The sequence below is a fragment of the Burkholderia sp. Ac-20344 genome, assembly GCF_017104975.1.
Lineage (GTDB): Bacteria > Pseudomonadota > Gammaproteobacteria > Burkholderiales > Burkholderiaceae > Burkholderia.
In genome coordinates, this window is the sequence record NZ_JAAGPP010000171.1 from 1 (window position 1) to 17,314 (window position 17,314).

11 protein-coding genes and 3 pseudogenes are annotated in these 17,314 nt (G+C 54.2%); 8 read left to right on the plus strand and 6 right to left on the minus strand.

The features are described 5' to 3' along the window. A pseudogene (locus G3N64_RS33775) lies at window positions 1-117 on the plus strand (IS5/IS1182 family transposase); the annotation flags it as partial. A gap of 497 nt (window positions 118-614) precedes the next feature. On the opposite strand, the gene G3N64_RS33785 reads toward G3N64_RS33775, so the two are convergent. From G3N64_RS33785 to G3N64_RS33795, 3 genes and pseudogenes are all read right to left on the minus strand, one after another. Continuing rightward, window positions 615-1,766, minus strand: coding sequence for a porin (locus G3N64_RS33785; protein WP_205788037.1), 1,152 nt, complete (start codon window positions 1,764-1,766; stop codon window positions 615-617). An 889-nt stretch (window positions 1,767-2,655) separates the two neighbouring features. Beyond that, window positions 2,656-2,754 (minus strand): annotated as a pseudogene (locus G3N64_RS33790) (transposase domain-containing protein); the annotation flags it as partial. A 318-nt stretch (window positions 2,755-3,072) separates the two neighbouring features. Next, complete coding sequence (locus G3N64_RS33795; protein ID WP_205788038.1) at window positions 3,073-3,762, minus strand: helix-turn-helix transcriptional regulator; 690 nt, start codon at window positions 3,760-3,762, stop codon at window positions 3,073-3,075. Between the two features lie 754 nt (window positions 3,763-4,516). On the opposite strand from G3N64_RS33795, the gene G3N64_RS33800 reads away from it, so the two are divergent. Next, on the plus strand, window positions 4,517-5,257 hold the full coding sequence (locus tag G3N64_RS33800; RefSeq protein ID WP_205788039.1) for an SDR family oxidoreductase: 741 nt from the start codon (window positions 4,517-4,519) through the stop codon (window positions 5,255-5,257). Between the two features lie 304 nt (window positions 5,258-5,561). Then, a pseudogene (locus G3N64_RS33805) lies at window positions 5,562-6,596 on the plus strand (IS256 family transposase); the annotation flags it as partial. A 209-nt stretch (window positions 6,597-6,805) separates the two neighbouring features. Here the strand turns inward: G3N64_RS33805 and G3N64_RS40025 are convergent. Then, window positions 6,806-7,225: a hypothetical protein gene (locus tag G3N64_RS40025; protein ID WP_241021344.1), complete on the minus strand. Its 420-nt coding sequence runs from the start codon at window positions 7,223-7,225 to the stop codon at window positions 6,806-6,808. A gap of 220 nt (window positions 7,226-7,445) precedes the next feature. On the opposite strand from G3N64_RS40025, the gene G3N64_RS33815 reads away from it, so the two are divergent. The 3 genes from G3N64_RS33815 to G3N64_RS33825 are packed head-to-tail and all read left to right on the plus strand — an operon-like array spanning window position 7,446 to window position 10,418. After that, window positions 7,446-8,717 carry an FAD-dependent oxidoreductase gene (locus G3N64_RS33815; protein ID WP_205788041.1) on the plus strand — a complete coding sequence of 424 codons (1,272 nt, stop codon included), beginning with the start codon at window positions 7,446-7,448 and terminating at the stop codon, window positions 8,715-8,717. Window positions 8,718-8,763: 46 nt separating this feature from the next. After that, window positions 8,764-9,210: a flavodoxin domain-containing protein gene (locus G3N64_RS33820; RefSeq protein WP_205788042.1), complete on the plus strand. Its 447-nt coding sequence runs from the start codon at window positions 8,764-8,766 to the stop codon at window positions 9,208-9,210. 20 nt (window positions 9,211-9,230) lie between these two features. Beyond that, window positions 9,231-10,418, plus strand: a complete 1,188-nt coding sequence (locus tag G3N64_RS33825) for a cytochrome P450 (RefSeq protein ID WP_205788043.1) — start codon at window positions 9,231-9,233, stop codon at window positions 10,416-10,418. A gap of 906 nt (window positions 10,419-11,324) precedes the next feature. Here the strand turns inward: G3N64_RS33825 and G3N64_RS33830 are convergent. Further along, on the minus strand, window positions 11,325-12,824 hold the full coding sequence (locus G3N64_RS33830; protein WP_205788044.1) for a SulP family inorganic anion transporter: 1,500 nt from the start codon (window positions 12,822-12,824) through the stop codon (window positions 11,325-11,327). Window positions 12,825-13,022: 198 nt separating this feature from the next. Continuing rightward, window positions 13,023-13,928, minus strand: a complete 906-nt coding sequence (locus tag G3N64_RS33835) for a phytanoyl-CoA dioxygenase family protein (protein WP_205788045.1) — start codon at window positions 13,926-13,928, stop codon at window positions 13,023-13,025. Between the two features lie 434 nt (window positions 13,929-14,362). Between G3N64_RS33835 and G3N64_RS33840 the strand changes: the two genes are divergently transcribed. Together G3N64_RS33840 and G3N64_RS33845 are read left to right on the plus strand one after the other, a co-directional pair. Next, window positions 14,363-15,868 carry an APC family permease gene (locus tag G3N64_RS33840; protein ID WP_205788046.1) on the plus strand — a complete coding sequence of 502 codons (1,506 nt, stop codon included), beginning with the start codon at window positions 14,363-14,365 and terminating at the stop codon, window positions 15,866-15,868. 259 nt (window positions 15,869-16,127) lie between these two features. Next, window positions 16,128-16,901 carry an SDR family oxidoreductase gene (locus tag G3N64_RS33845; RefSeq protein WP_205788047.1) on the plus strand — a complete coding sequence of 258 codons (774 nt, stop codon included), beginning with the start codon at window positions 16,128-16,130 and terminating at the stop codon, window positions 16,899-16,901. Window positions 16,902-17,314 lie beyond the last annotated feature (413 nt).

Genomic DNA, 17,314 nt, shown 5'->3' on the forward strand with positions numbered 1-17,314 from the left:
TTTCGTCGCCTACGCACTCGCTTCGAGCGACGTGCCGACATTCACGAAGCATTCCTGAAACTCGGTTGCTCGCTTGTCTGTTGGAACATCTTCAGGCGTATCGAGCAGCCTTTTTGAACTGGCCTCTCAGAGAAACATCGGCTCACATCGCGAGAACTGAAAGTGGCCCACCTCGTTGCCGAAGGTCTGTCTAACAAAGACGTATCGAGGGAATGTAATATCGAACTGGTAACCGTAAAATCGCACGTTAGCAATATCTTCTCCAAGCTTGATTTGAATAATCGTACGCGGGTTGCTTCGTTTTTGCATTCGATGAAGTCACACTGAGTATTTGGGGTGCCAGAGATCAAATTTGAGTTTAGGGTTTTCGCGCGTGACGAGTCACTGGTAGGCAGAAGCAGGCTTCTCGTAAGGGAGATGGAGTGAAGCCTGGTTTGTAGGATGGAGCGAACCGGTACGTGACTCTAGTTGAGTTTGTACGCTGCAACACGACGGCGGTAGATGAGGCTGCCATCGTGTTGCAACTTGCTGCGGGGCCTGTGTTTTCCACGATCCTTTACCAGGAAACGTCGACAATTGCGTCAGCGAATGAAGACTGTCATGGTTGGGGGATTTCAGAACTTCTGAAGTAACGCGACTCGACCAACAAACTGGTTCTTGCTTGTTGAGGGTCCTGCAGAGCCAATGATGAACGGCTGGTCCAAGCCTGTACCGGTGTCCGAGTTGGCGTGCTGCCAGCCTCCCTGTACGTAGACTGATGTGCGCTTAGTCAGGAGATACCCGGCGGCCAGAGCGACTTGCTCCCAGTTCGAGGTGGTGTTGCCAGCAATCCCGTTGAAGTGAGCGTTCGTGTAGGTTGCAGAGCCGGCAAGAAAGACCGTGGGATTCAGGAGATAGTGACCGTTTAACTCGAAATTGTTGAACTTCCACGAGTTCCAGCCGCTGCCGATGTCTGACACAAACGCGTTTCCAACTGGGTTGTACACGTCAGTGTGAGAATACGCGAATGCGATATTCGAACTGTCGGAAAACGTCCACTGGATGCCGGCGTCGATGTTCTGCTGCGACTTCGCTGTGAACACCGCATCGGTGGACATGGCGCCGCTCAGGTTATCTGCGCTTGGGCCACCGCTGTTGGTTTTCATATAAGCAACCACGGCGGAGAAGCTGCCCAGCGTATAGTTCAACGCGGCACTGTAATTGCGATTGTTTGTAAATCCAGTGGAGTTGCTGAATCCGTACGAGCCTTCCATCTGCAGGCCAGCGATCACTGGCGATACATACTTGATAGTGTTGTTAGGGCGGAACGTCCAGTCTGCGTTGTCGTTATCGAATGGATGTGCGGCGAAGTCGCCAATTGCGCCATTTCCTGCTGCAGTGAACGGACTCCAAAGATCTTGCGTGGCTTCGCTCTGACGGCCAAGCGTCAGCGTGCCGATGGTACCCGACGAAAGTCCGACATAGGCGTTGCGACCAAACAGACGGCCACCTTCATTCAATTGTCCGTTGGCACCGTTAAAGCCACTTTCAAGCGTGAACAACGCACTCAAGCCACCGCCAAGGTCCTCGTTGCCTTTCAAACCGAACGACGATTCCCACATATCGCCGCTGACCATGGCAAATGCGTGATGTCCATTGGCGTTTGATGTGAAGTTGACGCCCATATCCAAAGCGCCGTACAGCGTTACGCTGCTTTGTGCGTACACACCGCTTGCCAGCAGGGATGAAACTACTGCAACCGCTAGTGCGAGATACTTCCTTTCCATAACAAATTCTCCATGAGGAATCAAACCGCCAACTTATCGGATCGCTCTACTAGAAAGTCGGTTAAATTTGCTAATTTCTTGGACTGTTAGCGTGCAGGCCGAGACGATTGCGCTTGCCAAATCAATTTTAAAAGCTAGGTCAATTGAGCGAGTTACCTTACGCTCTCGGCGTCATTGTCACAGTTAAAAATCCATTAATTAATCATTTATTTATAAATTCCATGGCATGCTGGGTGCTGCGAATAAATTTGCATTTTAGTAAAATGCAGTGATGCCTTGCTTTGTGTCCTGAAGGGTCTTTTCCCCGTCTACTAGGAATGCACGACGAGTACATGCTAGGCGGACATTATTTTTGTCGAATCCTCCAAAAGAAGGATAAGAAAAAAATACGAGGTCCAATACGGTGCGTGGAAATTCGATGTTTATGAAGATTTGCGCGTTTAATGAAGGGGATATTAGTATTGAGCGTGTAATTTAAAGAGAATATTTCGTGTGCCGTAGCTCCTCTGCTAGACAAATTTGGCTTAATCGGTTTCGGGGAATTTCCAGTGGTCGAGGTAGCTGCTAGGGGTAATTAAAATTGGTGATTTTTATTAAATAAAGCAGCGTATATCCGTAATTTATATATGTATTTTTTTTGGGGTGGCGTTGAAGTGGATCTAATATGATACTTATCCGGTGTCAGTGATAACAATACCGGTTTATTGAGACTATTATTTGCAATCGTCAGAAAGTTCTCAGATGCGTAAGCGCCTCGCGGAGGCCGCTCTCGAAGTTACTCGCGTGAGTGAGGCATGGTCGCAACGGAGGTAGATTGGTAAATCGGGCGGTATCTGGCTGTCGGGCAATTGCCGGCGCGCTACTTGCCAGGGAGTCTGTCTGCCACGCGCTAGGGCAGCAATTCGTCGACGCAGTTGATCTTGTGATCAGCGATATGGGTCACGACATATTCGAGATAGGCGTGCGGATTGATGTCATTGATCTTGCAGACCGTACATCGCCGTGGTCCCGGAACACCCGCAACACTGCGTGGTTATGGCTGTGTCCGGGCGCGGAGTCTTGCGAAACGGGGCGCTCAGAGTTCTGACGAGTTCCCAAACGTATGAGAAGCAGCCGGCCGAAGTCAACGTATTAGCTGGTGTCCGGTGAATCGGCTATTGCGCTTGTAAATGAACTGTCTAAAGCGTGCCTACGTCGTCATGACCGCCCCAATCAACCGGCCCAACGACCCGGGGCGGACTTGTCTTGGGCGTTTGCCGTCGGAGAGCGAATATCCGATCGCGCCAGAGATGACCGAATAGTCGTCTTAGAAGTCAGCTAGCAAGGCTGTGACCTGCGTTCGGCTCTTTACACCAAGTTTGCCAAGAATCCGGATGACGTGTGATTTGACAGTCACGACCTCAACACTCAAATCCTCCGCGATTTCTTTGTTTGAGAGTCCAGCGCAAAGGAGTGACGCAACTTCCATCTCACGTGAGGTAAGAAAAAATTCCTTCCGTAGTTTTATAGCCCGGGCAACCTGTCTGGAAGGTGCAAGTAAAGCAAGATTGCTCTGAATGTAGCGATAGAGATAGAAAAATCTCTCTTTCTCAGGAAATACTTGCTCTAAATCGGTTCGGAGCACGCAAAGACATGCGATTGGCGCGTCGCCGAGCCAGAAAAGAAAATCGACTTCATCGGTTATCTTATATTTTTTATGGAATTGCCGCCAACTCGCTGAAGACTGGAAGGTCTGCTTGTCCGCCACTTCTCTCAGGGTTGCAATCTGACACCCTCTTTCCGAAAGGGTGTCTGCATTCAGCGGATCGTCCCTGATGTAAAAACTATAGTAATCAGAAAGCATCCGGTCACCCAAACCTTGCTCTATGTAAGGTGGGACTATGTTAGAAGAGTCAAGCCAAGTAAAAACGGCGGCGGACGATTCTAATGCACTCTTCGCAAACTGAACTGTCTGTAAAGCGAATTCGTGCGACTCTTTGTAATCTGAGAATTCCATAAGCTGACAATTAGAGGTAAGAGGTATCTAGGAATCTAGCGGCGATCGTTTGTAGGGTCCGGGGTGCCGATGTATCGTCCGATCTTCCAGTAAGCATCAACCGTGCCAGCCACAATACTTTAGGTATATGGAAGCATTTCATCCCGAAATGGTGCATTTAAATATCGTGCCTCAGTGAATTTCACAATTATGGGGCGTGCCGCACCATGATGAGTTGATAGTCAAGAAATTGGGAACTATGAAAGTCATCGTTCGAATTTTTATTGATCATTCTTTGGGCGGATGCGTCATTCGATTCAATTGAATACGATTGAAGCACATCATAGCCACGTCACATCACATTGACCCACCGGTCTCGTTCAGCGACCCGGCCTTGCTGTACGGAGCTGTAGCAGGACTTGGCGGATTTGCGTTGCTAGTCATCATGACGGTGACGAGTGTCTCGGTGTTCGCTTTCTTCCGGAAGAGCCCAAAGGAAGACGCAACAATTTTCCTACCGCTGTTGCACCTATCGCCGCAATTATCGGCATGTCGACCATAGTGATTCTCGCGATTTCGAATTTCGCACTTCTGATTGGAGGATCTCTGACGCTTGCAATTCGGCTTCAGATCGTAACGTGGTCAACGCTTGCGTTGGGAGTCATTGTTGCGTTAATTCTCCACCGACGTCGGGGGAATGTCTTTGTGCAATTGACCGACTTCGTCTATGTAAAACATTATTAGGATTGCACATTAACAAATAGGATTTTGAGAAATGTCACAAGGCAGACTCTTTGGAAAGACCGCGATCGTAACGGGCGGGGCTAGTGGGATGGGCGCGTCGCAAGTTGAATGGTTCGTTCGTGAGGGTGCACGGGTTCTCATTGCTGATGTCGACGTAAATAAAGGGAGCGAGCTGGCTAGCAAATTCAAACAAAGCGCGTGGTTCTGTCGGCTGGACGTTACGAGTGAGGAAGCGTGGACAGAGGCAGTCAACGAGGCTGAAACTCATTTCGAGGGTCCAGTGACCATATTGGTCAATAACGCAGGTGTTCTGCGTGACGGCTCCGTTGAAACAACAACACTCGCTGACTACCGCTTTAGCACCGAGATTCTTCAGACGGGGGTGTTTCTAGGGATAAAGGCGGTGGCAGCGTCGATGCGCCGCGCCGGCGGGGGATCGATTGTAAATATCTCATCGACTGCGGGTCTCGTCGGGAATCCAAATACGTTTGCGTACGTCGCAGCGAAGTGGGCGGTTCGCGGGATGACCAAGGCAGCGGCTCTGGACCTCGCGCCAGCCGGAATTCGGGTCAACAGCGTGCATCCAGGGAACACCAACACACCGATGATCGAAGGGAAAACCGGAAAAGAGTATTCGGTCGATGAGATTCCGCTTCGCCGCAACGCGACCGTTGACGAGATTTCAACTCTCGTTGTTTACCTTGCCTCAGACGAGGCAAGTTATACGACCGGAGCTGAACACGTGATTGATGGCGGATTTACGGCGATGTGAGCATCTGTCTACCGACGGAGCGATGGCGGATAGGGACGACGCATCGCTTTGTTAGATATTGTCAGAAACTGGCAGTTACGGAACGAAATGAGACGCGGGGCGCTATGAATTTTAATAGTTTGAGCGAGTTCGAGTGACATGTCGCAGCGAACTTTACATCCCATGGATCATCTGGATACGAGGAATTGCTCGGGTTGGCGTATGACGGGGAAGTCTTCGGCGCAGCGATATTTGTCGAGTTAAAAAGGGTGCTAGGAATGCCGATGAGCGGTGGTTTTGGGAGCGCTTGCTGGACGTTGAAAGGGTGACGCTTGCACGCTTACGCGATCGATCGGGATCGGGCGTGAAGTTCAACTCGACGATCGTGCCGCCATACGTGAGGAAGTCGCCTCGCGTGAGCGCAGCGCTGCCCTGGCTGTATCTGAAGGGCATCTCGACGGGCGATATGGGCGAAGCGTTGAGCGTGCTGCTGGGCGATGACGCCAAGGGCTTGTCGGCCAACGTGGTGAGCCGGCTCAAGGCGCAATGGGCCGACGAGCATGTGGCTTGGAGCCGGCGTGACATGTCAGAGTCGCACTACGTCTATTGGTGGGTCGACGGCATTCACACGGGGCTGCGCAGCGAGAACTCCGATGGGCAATGCTTGCTCGTGATCATCGGCGTGAAACCGGACGGGAGCAAAGAGCGTGTGGCGATCGGCGACGGATATCGCGAGACGAAAGCATCGTGGCTGGAGCTGTTGCTCGACCTGAAAAAGCGCGGTCTGAAGGTGGGCCCTCGGCTGGCGGTCGGCGACGGCGCAATGGGCTTCTGGGCCGCCCTGGAAGAGGCGTTTCCGACCACGCGTGGCCAGCGCTGTTGGTTTCATAAGATGGGCAACGTGCTCAACGCGCTGCCCAAGTCGCAACAGGCGCGCGCGAAGGCAGACATGCAATCGATCTGGATGGCCGCGACCCGCGCCGACGCGCATGCTGCGTTCGATCGTTTCGTGTCGATTTATGCGGCGAAATATCCGAAGGCGACCGAGACGTTGAAGAAGGACCGAGACAGCTTGCTGGCGTTTTACGAATTCCCTGCCGAGCATTGGCAGCACCTGCGTACCACCAACGCGATCGAATCGACGTTCGCGACGGTACGCCACCGTACGACGCGCACGCGCAACTGCGTGTCGCGGCCGACCTTCCTTGGCCTGGCATTCAAGCTGATCGAGGAAGCCGAGAAAACATGGCGCCGTATCAACGGCCCGGAAAAGATCAAGCTGTTGCTCGAGGGCGTTGCCTTCAAGGACGGCGAACCGGTGCCAGACGATCGGCCGGTTCAGCAGAAACGCGCCGCTTGAAATCGACCGCCGTCAAATTGTTCATACACCACTATTGACGTTAGCTCGATTTTCAAGCCGCGATGCGTCAGTTCGCCGGGGCTATTACGGTGGTCGCCACTGTTGACGGTGGTAAGCCGGTAGGCTTGGTAGCCACTTCTGTCTGTAGTCTTTCGACAGAACCGCCATCGATAGTGGCATGCGTGAACCGGGCATCGTCAGCGCATGACTCAATAGTCAGAGCGAGTGTGTTTGGTATTACGCTGCTGCACACTTCTCAATCCGGCGTCGCCGAGCACTTCGGAAAAGACAAAGCAAGCCGGTTTAGTGGTGGAGGCTGGAAGATCACATCCGGTGTTCCGTATTTGGAGGGGGCAGTCGCTAATTTTCGGTGTCATCTTCATAAAATATACGATGGATTCAGTCACAGCATTCTGGTGGGTTTTGTCGATAAGATCGATTTTATAGAGCGGGCTGACACTGGATGTTTGCTCTGGAGAGGTAAGAGGTTTCATTCGACGATTCCATTGGGGGAAATCACGTTCGCTGCTTAGTTTTTTTCTAAGAAGATAAAACAAATAGTTGGCTGAGTTCGCGAGAAAAACAATGCTTAGCTCCTCGAGCATGAGAGGTGCTGAAGCACTGGCCATGTGCCTCCGCGAACTCAGCGTAAGCTCGCGAAGAAGCTGTAGCCGCTTCGTCAATGGGCTATTTGATGGGCTTTGAGGGGATGGCGCATTTTTTGATCCTCCTTCCGATGGAGGCGCCAAAAATCTCGATGATTTAGTATTGACCTGATTGGAAGATGATTTTCCTTAAACGTCCATACTTTAGTAGATTCGGCGCATTGGCTTTAAGGAGGCGTGAATAATGAACATTTCGAGTCCTACAATCGCGATTGTTGGTAGCGGACCATCTGGATGTTACGCGGCAAATTTTCTGAGAAAGGCTCTCCCAAGTGCGGAGATCTCCGTCATCGAGGCTTTGCCGGTTCCCTATGGACTTTTGCGCTACGGAGTCGCAGCTGATCACCAAGGTGTAAAAGGCATTGCACAGCAATTCGACCGACTATTCGAACGGGAAGCTGTCAACTTTATCGGCAACGTTCGGGTTGGCTTCGATATCTCGTTCGAGAAAATTGCAGAGAATTTCGACGTTGTCGTGTTAGCGATGGGGCTCTCAGAGGATGCGGTGTTGGATGTTCCTGTCGCGCAAGGCGCCAAAGTATTGGGTGCCGGAGCGCTTCTGCGGAAACTTAATGGTTTTCCGAAGCCTTACCAATGTGACGACCGTGCCGCCCAGATGCTGGGGCCTCTTGGTGAGCGAGTAGCGATCGTCGGTACCGGAAACGTCGCTATTGATGTTGCCCGACTGCTTTCGAAGACCAGCGACCAATTCATCGGATCGGACATCGATGACGACGCTTTAGCAGAGCTAACTTCAGTCCCGATTCGCTCAATTAGCTTAGTAGGACGCTCTTCAGCGAGCCTGGCTAAGTTCGATATCTCTATGCTACGGGAGTTGTGTGCGCTCCCTTCTATCCGTGTCTCTAAGCTCGAGTTAGGCGCCCACGAATCATGCGAGCGAGTGGCAATCCTTCAAGCTGCGCAAGCTGCCGCGCGTGCTCGAGGGCATCGCTCGACACTAAGCGGCGACTTGCCTACTGAGCTCGAATTCCTCTTTCACCGCAGGCTGAATGGGATTGCACAGCGAGAGGGGCGAGCCGTAGTGGAGATGACGAACGCTACCGACGGCACGCCTTGCGAGATTGAAGCTGACACTGTGATTACGGCGATCGGGTTTAACAACGGACGATTGGGGGCGAACCTCGGGGAAGTTGATGTGCCGAACACCGTGCATGTCTACAGAGTCGGATGGTTTCGTCGAGGCTCAATCGGGGCGATTGCCGAAAACCGTAAGGACTCGCGATTCGTTGTGGACGTGATTCTAGAAGATTTATCTCAAGGGAGGATCAGCCTTGGCAAGCCGGGACTGAAATCCATTGAGCAATCGCTGCCGGCGCAGGTTTCGAAGTTTGATTGCTGGCGACGCATCGACGAATATGAACGGCTTAGTGCACCGGAAGGACGATGCCGAAAGAAAATAACGGATGTACAGCAGATGTTAAGTTTGATTCGATGAGCAACCGCCGACCATCTCTGGTCGGCACAGATAGTTGGAATGCGAAATGGAAAGCATCGTTATATTGTTTGGTACTGAGAGCGGGAATGCTGAGATGGCCGCTGACGACATTGCGAGTGCCTTGGAAGCACTCGACATCGATACGCAGGTTGTTCCCATGAACGAATTTGACGTTTCGACGCTACCTGCTGCGGGAACTGCAATTTTGATCAGCTCGACCTATGGTGAAGGTGCTATGCCCGAAACAGCCGAGCCGTTCTACAAAAAGCTCCTGGCGGATCGCCCTGATCTCCGGGAGTTGCGGTTCGCGGCATTCGGTTTGGGCGACAGCACGTATAAGACTTTCAACAATGCTATCGATACCCTTGTGGTTCAAGTTGAATCACTCGGCGCTTCCCAGGTTGGTAGTACCGGCCGCCATGACGCATCGAGTGGCAAGTTGATCGCTGATGTAGCGAGCGAGTGGGTTACGTCCACCTTCGGCCGCGCTTAATTATCGAAAGAGAGATCGCTATGCTTGAGGCATCAAAAATTGACGAAGTTCTCCCGTGGAAGAGCCCGGATTTTCGGGCTAATCCATATCCATGGTACGCGCGACTACAACGCGATTTCCCAGTCCTGCAGACGTCGGAGAAGGACTTCGTTGTCACGCGCTACGATGACTACATGGAGTTTGTGCGACACCCTTCGATGACGGTAGTCGAGCCGACGTGGGTGCCCGACAACGCATGGCACGCGCTTCGCAACACGGTCCTTTTTATCGAACCGCCTAAGCATACTCACATGCGCAGGCAAACGAATAAATGGTTCACCCCTAAGCTTGTCAAAGACTGGGTGAAGATCTGTGCGGAGGAAGCTGGGAAAGCGCTCGACTCAATGGGAATGGATGGGTGCATTGAGGCGCATCAACACCTCTGCATCAACCCGACACACATCACAATGTGTCGCATCTTGGATGTTCCTGAAGAGGACGTTGAAAGCGCTTTGGTCGCAAATGACAAGATCCTTGGCGCACTCAGTCCTACTTCAGGCGAGGCTGAGGAAAGAAGCGCAGTCCAAGCGTTCGAGTTTCTGTCACAGCGTTGCAAGGCGATGATTGATCGCAAGCGCGAGAATCCGGGTAATGGCCTTGTTGACTCTCTGTTGGAATCGCAGCGGAAGGGGGAGATGACTGAGGAAGAAGTGCTGCAGACGGTTGTCCTGTTCTACTTCTCGGGTGCACCCAACCCCTCATACGTGCTCGCATCGGCCATTGAGCATTTTGCGCGCAATCCTGAGACGTTCACACTCTATAGAACGAATCCGGCCAGTCGTGCACTTGTCATTAACGAGTTGATTCGACTCTACCCACCGGAATTGTCCTTTGTTCGCTTTACGACGGCTGATGTGGAAATTCGAAATGTCCAAATTCCCGCAGGTTCGCGCGTGCGCTTCATGACGGCCGCAGCAAATCGGGACGAAAATGTCTTTTGCAATCCGAATCTATTTGATCATACGAGGCCTCCTGAAAAAAGCCAGAATCTGTCGTTTGGAACGGGGACGCATAGCTGCGCCGGTCAGTTGATCAGTCGGGCGGAGATCGAATCGGTGTTGACGGTTATCGCTGAGCGTTTCGAGCGGATCGAGATAACCGATCAGCCGACGATGAACATCGACGATCGAGTCCGAAATTACCTGACACTACCGATTCGCCTCTATTGAGGTCCTAAGCCGGGAAGCAATGCGCCAGGGGCTCGCGAGAAGACCCTGCGCATTGTTTTTGCGGATGGCCAATTTACGTCAAACATTGGGCTGTCAGCCCGTTTCAGCAAACCGACGGCTGCTTGATGGTTGGGTAGTTGTGCGCTTCGGCATACCCGTTCGAAAAGCCCGCACGAACGCTGTCCTGTTTTCGCAGCCCTGGCCGCCTCAGGTGATCATGCTTTGGCTCACGCTGGCGAGCTCACACATTGATAGTCGTGCGCGGCCACACCGCAATCTGCATGTTGCGCCTTACGGCGAACCCTCAGATTCTTGCCAGTCCACCTCGTCCTCTGCCGTAGTAAACCTTCGCATTTCTGCCGAGTGAACTTCGCTCGGACCGCTCTGCAGACGAAGAGGGATAGTATTGTTGACGTTCACGCAGAATTGCCCCACCTCAGCCCGCGGGTCAGGATTCGGTGGCAACCAACAAGATAGCATATTTGCGCGGTCTGATTGTTACCTCGAAGCGAATCGTCAGCGGCGGGGGGCTAGACGGATAAAGATAGGAAGAGGCGATGGTGGATTGTGATGAGAGACTTATAGCGCTCGAATGCGCTGCGCAAGGGCGGGCTGGTTGGGAAAATTTTATCGCAATCATTCCGCACCCTACCAAAGCTTGGAGAGTCGCGACCGCGGCTTTCTTGACCAGCTTCGCAAAAGGGTTTACTCGCGCGTCTTCGGTCAACGCCAGCCCTCGGTAGAGGAATGCCAAATGCGGGTCCTACGTGTGATCGCCGCGCCGAGAAAGGCCCGATTTTTCCTCTCCCGAAACTGTCTTTTGTCCACCGACAGCGAAATGCGGGCTTTTCACCGCAGCGTATGAGCGCAAACAAAAAAAGGCGGGGAATCCCCGCCTTCGACACATCACGCGGAAATCCGCACCTCCACCTCCGCCCGCGCCAGCAGTCCGCTGCAACGCGGCGAAAGATGCGCGAACACGAGCCGCTTGCCGGCCCCCTCATAGCGCGCATGCACCGCTTCGAGCGCGGCGATGGCCGAGTGGTCGGCCATATGCAGATGCGCGCAATCGATCGTCACGGCGACCGGGTCGCGCTGCGGATCGAACAGCGTCTGGAAATGCGCGGCGGAGGCGAAAAACAGTGTGCCGCGCGGAACGTAAATGCGCTCGGCGTCGGCTGTATCGCGTACATCGCAGCGGAACTCGCGCGCATGCTGCCACGCGAAATTGAGCGAGGCGATCACGATGCCGCACAGCACCGCCGTGGCGAGATCCGTGCAAACGGTGATGAGCGTGACCGCGACGATCACCACGGCGTCGTTGCGCGGCACCTTGCGCAGCACGCGCAACGATCCCCATGCGAATGTTTGCCCCGCCACCACGAACATCACGCCCACCAGCGCCGCGAGCGGAATGCGCTCGATCAGCGGCGAAAGGAACAGGATATAGAGCAGGATCATCACGCCGCTCGTCACGCCGGAAATCCGCGCGCGGCCGCCCGAGCCGAGGTTGATCACGGTCTGGCCGATCATCGCGCAGCCGCCCATCGCGCCGAACAGGCCCGAAGCGACATTCGCCGCGCCGAGCGCCACGCACTCACGATTGGGGCGGCCGCGCGTGGCCGTCACGTCGTCGGTGAGGTTGAGCGTGAGGAGCGTCTCCAGCAGCCCCACCATCGCCATCAACACGGCGTAGGGCAGCACGATCTTCAGCGTCGCGAGGTCGAACGGCACCGCGGGCAGCGCGAACGCGGGCAGGCCGCCCGCGATGTGCGCCATGTCGCCGAGCGTGCGCACCGGCAAGTGCAGAAGCTGCGCGGCGAGCCCCACGCCGACGATGGCGACAAGCGCGGGCGGCGCGGCCTTCGTCACGCGCGGCAGCACGAACACGATCGCCACGGTGAGCGCAACGAGCCCCGCCATGAGCGCGAGCGCCGGGCCGTGCATCCATTGCGGACCCTGCGGGCCGGGCACTTTGAAGTGCTCGAACTGCGCGCGCGCAATGATGATCGCGAGGCCGTTGACGAACCCGAGCATCACCGGATGCGGGACCATGCGGATCAGCTTGCCTAAGCTCAGCGCGCCGAACAGCATCATGACGATGCCGCTCAGCACGACCGTGGCGAACAGATACTGCGGCCCATGCTGAACCACGAGCGCGACGATCACCACGGCCATCGATCCTGCCGCGCCCGAAATCATCCCGGGCCGGCCGCCGAACAGCGCCGTGATCGTGCAGATGAAGAACGCGCCGTACAGGCCCGCGAGCGGATTGACACGCGCGACGAGTGCGAAGGCGATGCACTCGGGTACGAGTGCAAACGACGACGTGATGCCCGCGAGCAGTTCGCTACGCAGCAACGAAGAACGGAACGAGGGGCGCGAGCCGGAACGGTCGGATTCCATGTAGCGGTATGGATTTGCAGCGGATAGCTTGTGCTACGTTTTGAGTTTAAGCATTCGCCGAATCGGCCTGCGAGCAATTGCTTGGCTGGATGCCCACGCCACACAGCAGCAGATAAGCGGTTGGAGTGGCACAAATGCTGAATCGGCACACTAACCAATGAAATCTGTCAGTGCGCCGCGTTGATTCAGCTATGACTCTTATTTGCCGCCGGTGAAATCGTAGATTCCCTTCGCAATTTTTGAGAACTTCGCGGTTCGCTCCAGATACTTCATGAAGATCTTGGGGTCGCCTTTCGTCTCAGGGAAAAGCGCCACGGCCGGATCTTCGAACTCGCGAACATAGCCAAGACTTGCGCCGCCCAACTGATAGCCAATCAGCTTTCGCATTTCTTCGGGCAGCGTGCGAGCGACTTCAAGGGGGATGGAAAGATATTGGTTTTCCTCTTGGCGGACCCACCCAACGCAGTAATCGATGTTGAGTGCGCGGCGCGATCGCTGAGAGCGATTGGCGCCACCACCGTGAATCGTCTTTCCGGTGTACACGAGAACTGACCCTTTTGACATTTCCGCCGGGAAAGTGTCGGATTGGGAGAAAAGATGCGGTAGCTCATTGTGCTTGTGGCTGCGAGGGATGACTCGTGTTGCACCGTTCTCGTCGGTGAAATCGTCCATTGCCCAGATCGTGCTGACTTCGATGTTGATGTCCATCGGGAAGTGGTCGAAGAAGTCCCACGCGCCTTCGTCCCGATGCAGAAACTGTGCTTTTTCACCCGGATCAATACAGATCAGCTGGGTGAGGTTCAACTGCATAACGGTCGAGTTCTCGCAAAGAAGATCTTCGGCTGCACCGAGTACGATCGGATGCATGATCATTTTGTGCGACGTCAACGATCTAGCCGGCAGCGCGCCGGCGCGCCGCGTTTTTCGACCGAGCGCGTTGTTTCCACCGAGGTCGGTGTCATCAAGGTAGGGGCTCATCTCTTCGTTGACGCTATCAATAACCTCCACCGGCACTGCATTGTCGATGATGCAATAGCCTTCTTCCTTCAGCAGCTGCACGACTTCCTCTTTTGTCGTCGTGTTGGGCAGGTGAACGAGATTCATAAGATCTATCTTCCTTTTAAGAAACGTCCTACGGAATTGCGTGTTCAGCGCATTTGAAAGGATTCTAAATCCCATGAATTTCAGTGTCTCTCCTTCAAAAGGATGACATTTGGACGATTCCTAAAAATGATTAATGGTGGTGCACTAGAATCGATGGTGTTGCACATAAATCGCGCACTGATGCACTAGTTTTGAGTTTGCGGCGTGGCGCGTGAGGAGCGATATGCGAGAAAGGTTATTTTCTATGCCTTTTGGCTGATGACGTCAAAAATGGGCGGTGTAAAGATCGCTCCAGTAGGCTGTCTTCTGTTGGTAAGGCGTGCTTCTTGTTGAGCCGCGCCGATGACGGATGGTGTCCGACTGCCTGTTGATACGCATCATTTTCTCTTGTCCCGGGGGTTGTTCGCCACTGTGATGAGGCCAAGGATATCCAGATGAATCAAGACGAAAACGCGGGTGAGGGTAAGCGGAAGCTCTCCGGGAATATGGGTGCTGTGGGATTGGCTTTGACGGTCTTGGCCTTCTCTGCACCACTAACATCCGTATCGGGATACATCCCTTTTGGGATTATTTTCGGCGGTGTCGGCACGCCGTTGGTATATGCGCTAACGACTATCGCGATGTTGCTTTTCACCGTAGGCTACATGGCGCTAAACAATATCGTTAAGCGGCCGGGCGATTTTTATTCGTTTGTAAGTTTTGGCATCGGTAAATCGACAGGACTTGGGGCGGGAATTCTCGCCACGGTGGCATACCTTCTAATTCTTAGCGGCGTGTGCGTGTTCTTCGGACTGTTCGCGTCCAGTTTGCAGAAGGAGGTTTTCGGGAGCAGCCTGCCTTGGTATGTCTATGGGTTCGGCTGCTGGCTTCTCGTTGCGATACTCGGCTATCTACATGTTGAATTGTCCACGAAGGTGTTGACGTGGGTGATGATCTTGGAGGTCTTAACCTGTGTATCGTTTTCCTTGTTCGTACTTCATGACGGTGGAGTTCACGATATCCCCGCGATTGCACCGTTCTTGCCGAGCTCTCTGAGTGGATCTAGCATCAACGTTCCGTTCGCTGTGTTGTTTGCGGTTTCGATGTTCCTCGGATTCGAGGCCACGGCACTGTTTCGCGACGAAGTACGAACCCCGGACAAGACCATTCCTCGGGCGACATACGGTGCGGTCATTTTGATCGGTCTGCTCTACACGCTGTGCTCCTACGCACTTGTGATTGCTTATGGTGCTAACGCTCAAGCTGTAGCAACGAAATCGCCGGACACGATGTTCTCGATTGCGTTTGCGAAATTTGTGAATGCACGCCTGCACATCCTGATCTCGGTCCTCGTCCTGACCTCGTGTTTCGCCTCCTGCCTTTCGATCCAGAACGTCCTGTCGCGCTACCTGCACAACTTGGGCTCTGACAAAGCGTTGCCGGCGTTCCTCGGGCGAGTTCACGCGAAACATCAGTCTCCGTATCTCGCATCGATCTCTGTCTCGTCTATCACGTTTGCCATTTTGTGCGCGACTGTAATCATGCAGTTGGATCCGAACCTCGTTTATGGGCGCTTGTCAGGTGTAGGCACGGCTGGAGTTGCAATCCTGATGACGATCGTGAACTTCGCTTCGTTGCAATGGTATTTGAAGGCGGGGAAGAGGGCCGGTGCGAAGGTGGCCAATTCTTTTGCAGCACCAGCGCTGTCAGCAGTGTTTTTTCTGTGGATGGTGTACCTGGTCGCTAAGCATTTCGAGCTTCTCGTTGGCGGCCAACCGGGGGAATGCGTGTGGATGCTTTACGCGCTGGTTGCAATCCAAGTTGCGGGCACTGGCTTGGGCGTCTACTACAAGTTCTTCAAGCCAGCTGTCTTTCAGAATCTAGGGAGAAGCCTGGCGGAGAGTGCCGATATTGACGGTGGGCCTTCTCCCGACTCAGGTATGAGCCTCGAGCGCGTCTAAGTCATCGCGAGTAGTCAAGCGGCATCTGGGACAGCGTTGACATTACGAGTCCCCGATGAGACTCGATCCGACACGGAAAGGGTGTGGCTCCGGGCTCGACTGCCAAATCCCGTAATGCCGATACCTTGATTGGCTGACGCGGATTCAATCGTTACGGCGATGGTCGACAGATTGGGCGCTGGACGGAATTTGAGACTAGTGACCGTCTGTCAAGAATCCGGCTTAGGTGTAGGAACTACGAAGGTTAGCGGAGGAAAAATTGAAAAGTTTCGACGGACAAGTGGTCGTTGTAACTGGCGCAGGCTCAGGGATGGGTCAAGCAATGTTAGACGAGTTCACCTCGCGTGGCGCTTTCGTTGCTGCGCTTGGCAGTCGCGAGTCCCGCTTGAAGACGGCCATTGACTCGATTGCAAACCCAACACTAGCCGCTGCTTTCGAAGTCGATGTCGGTGTGCCAGAGAGCGTGGCAGCCGGTGTTGAACAGATCGTGAAGCGATGGGGGCGGGTCGATGTACTGTGCAATAACGCCGGGATCCTCGGCGGCCACGAAGAGGCGCACGAAGCAGGGTTGGATGAGTGGGACCGGGTGCTCGCCGTCAATTTGACCGGTCCGTACTTGATGGCGCGTGCGATCCTCCCGGTCATGTTGACGCAGGGAAAGGGCGTTATTTTGAACACAGCGTCAACATCGGGATTCAGCGCTGCAGGCGGTGGCGCAGCCTACACGGCGTCGAAGCATGGTTTGATTGGCCTTTCCCGGCAACTGACGTTTGAGTACGGGGCGCGAGGTATTCGCGTGAACACTATCTGCCCTGGCGCCGTCGCTACTCCCATGGCGATTCCAGAGCATGCAGACGCTTCGTTTCCCGATGTGGATGCCGCGGTTAAGAAAACACCTGCCGGACGTTTCGGGAAACCCGAAGAAATCGCAAAGCTGGCCGCATTTCTCGCAGGCGAGGATGCTGACTTCATTCACGGAAGCGACTACGTCATCGATGGCGGGTGGTTGGCTGCAGCCCGTGACCCGTACTGATGCTTCCAGCGGTCTGACTTCCCCGCACTGATCGACCAAGGCTACGTCCTGCGACGTGGATTGAGCGTTGCCTAGCGGGCTGCTGAAATGCCATCAGGTCGAACTCATCCGAACGGGACGGGACTTATAGGTACTACCCCGTGGCCAATGCATGGATGACGCAAGCAGGCGATGGGGTGACCACTCGAGCTAACGACTCAGCAAATTGGTCGAGTCAGATCGGTGATCAGTCGTTGTTGGTGAACGTGACTGCCGGAGCAGCTGCCGGAATGTAGTTGGTCGGGCTTAGGTGTACGGTCCCGAATTTTCATGGTGCAATTCTCTCTTCGGAATGGAAAGATGCACTATGGGCCAAGTTCTTCACGGAAGCGCCACAACGACAGAGGCGATCCGTCGAGCAATACAAGGTAGTC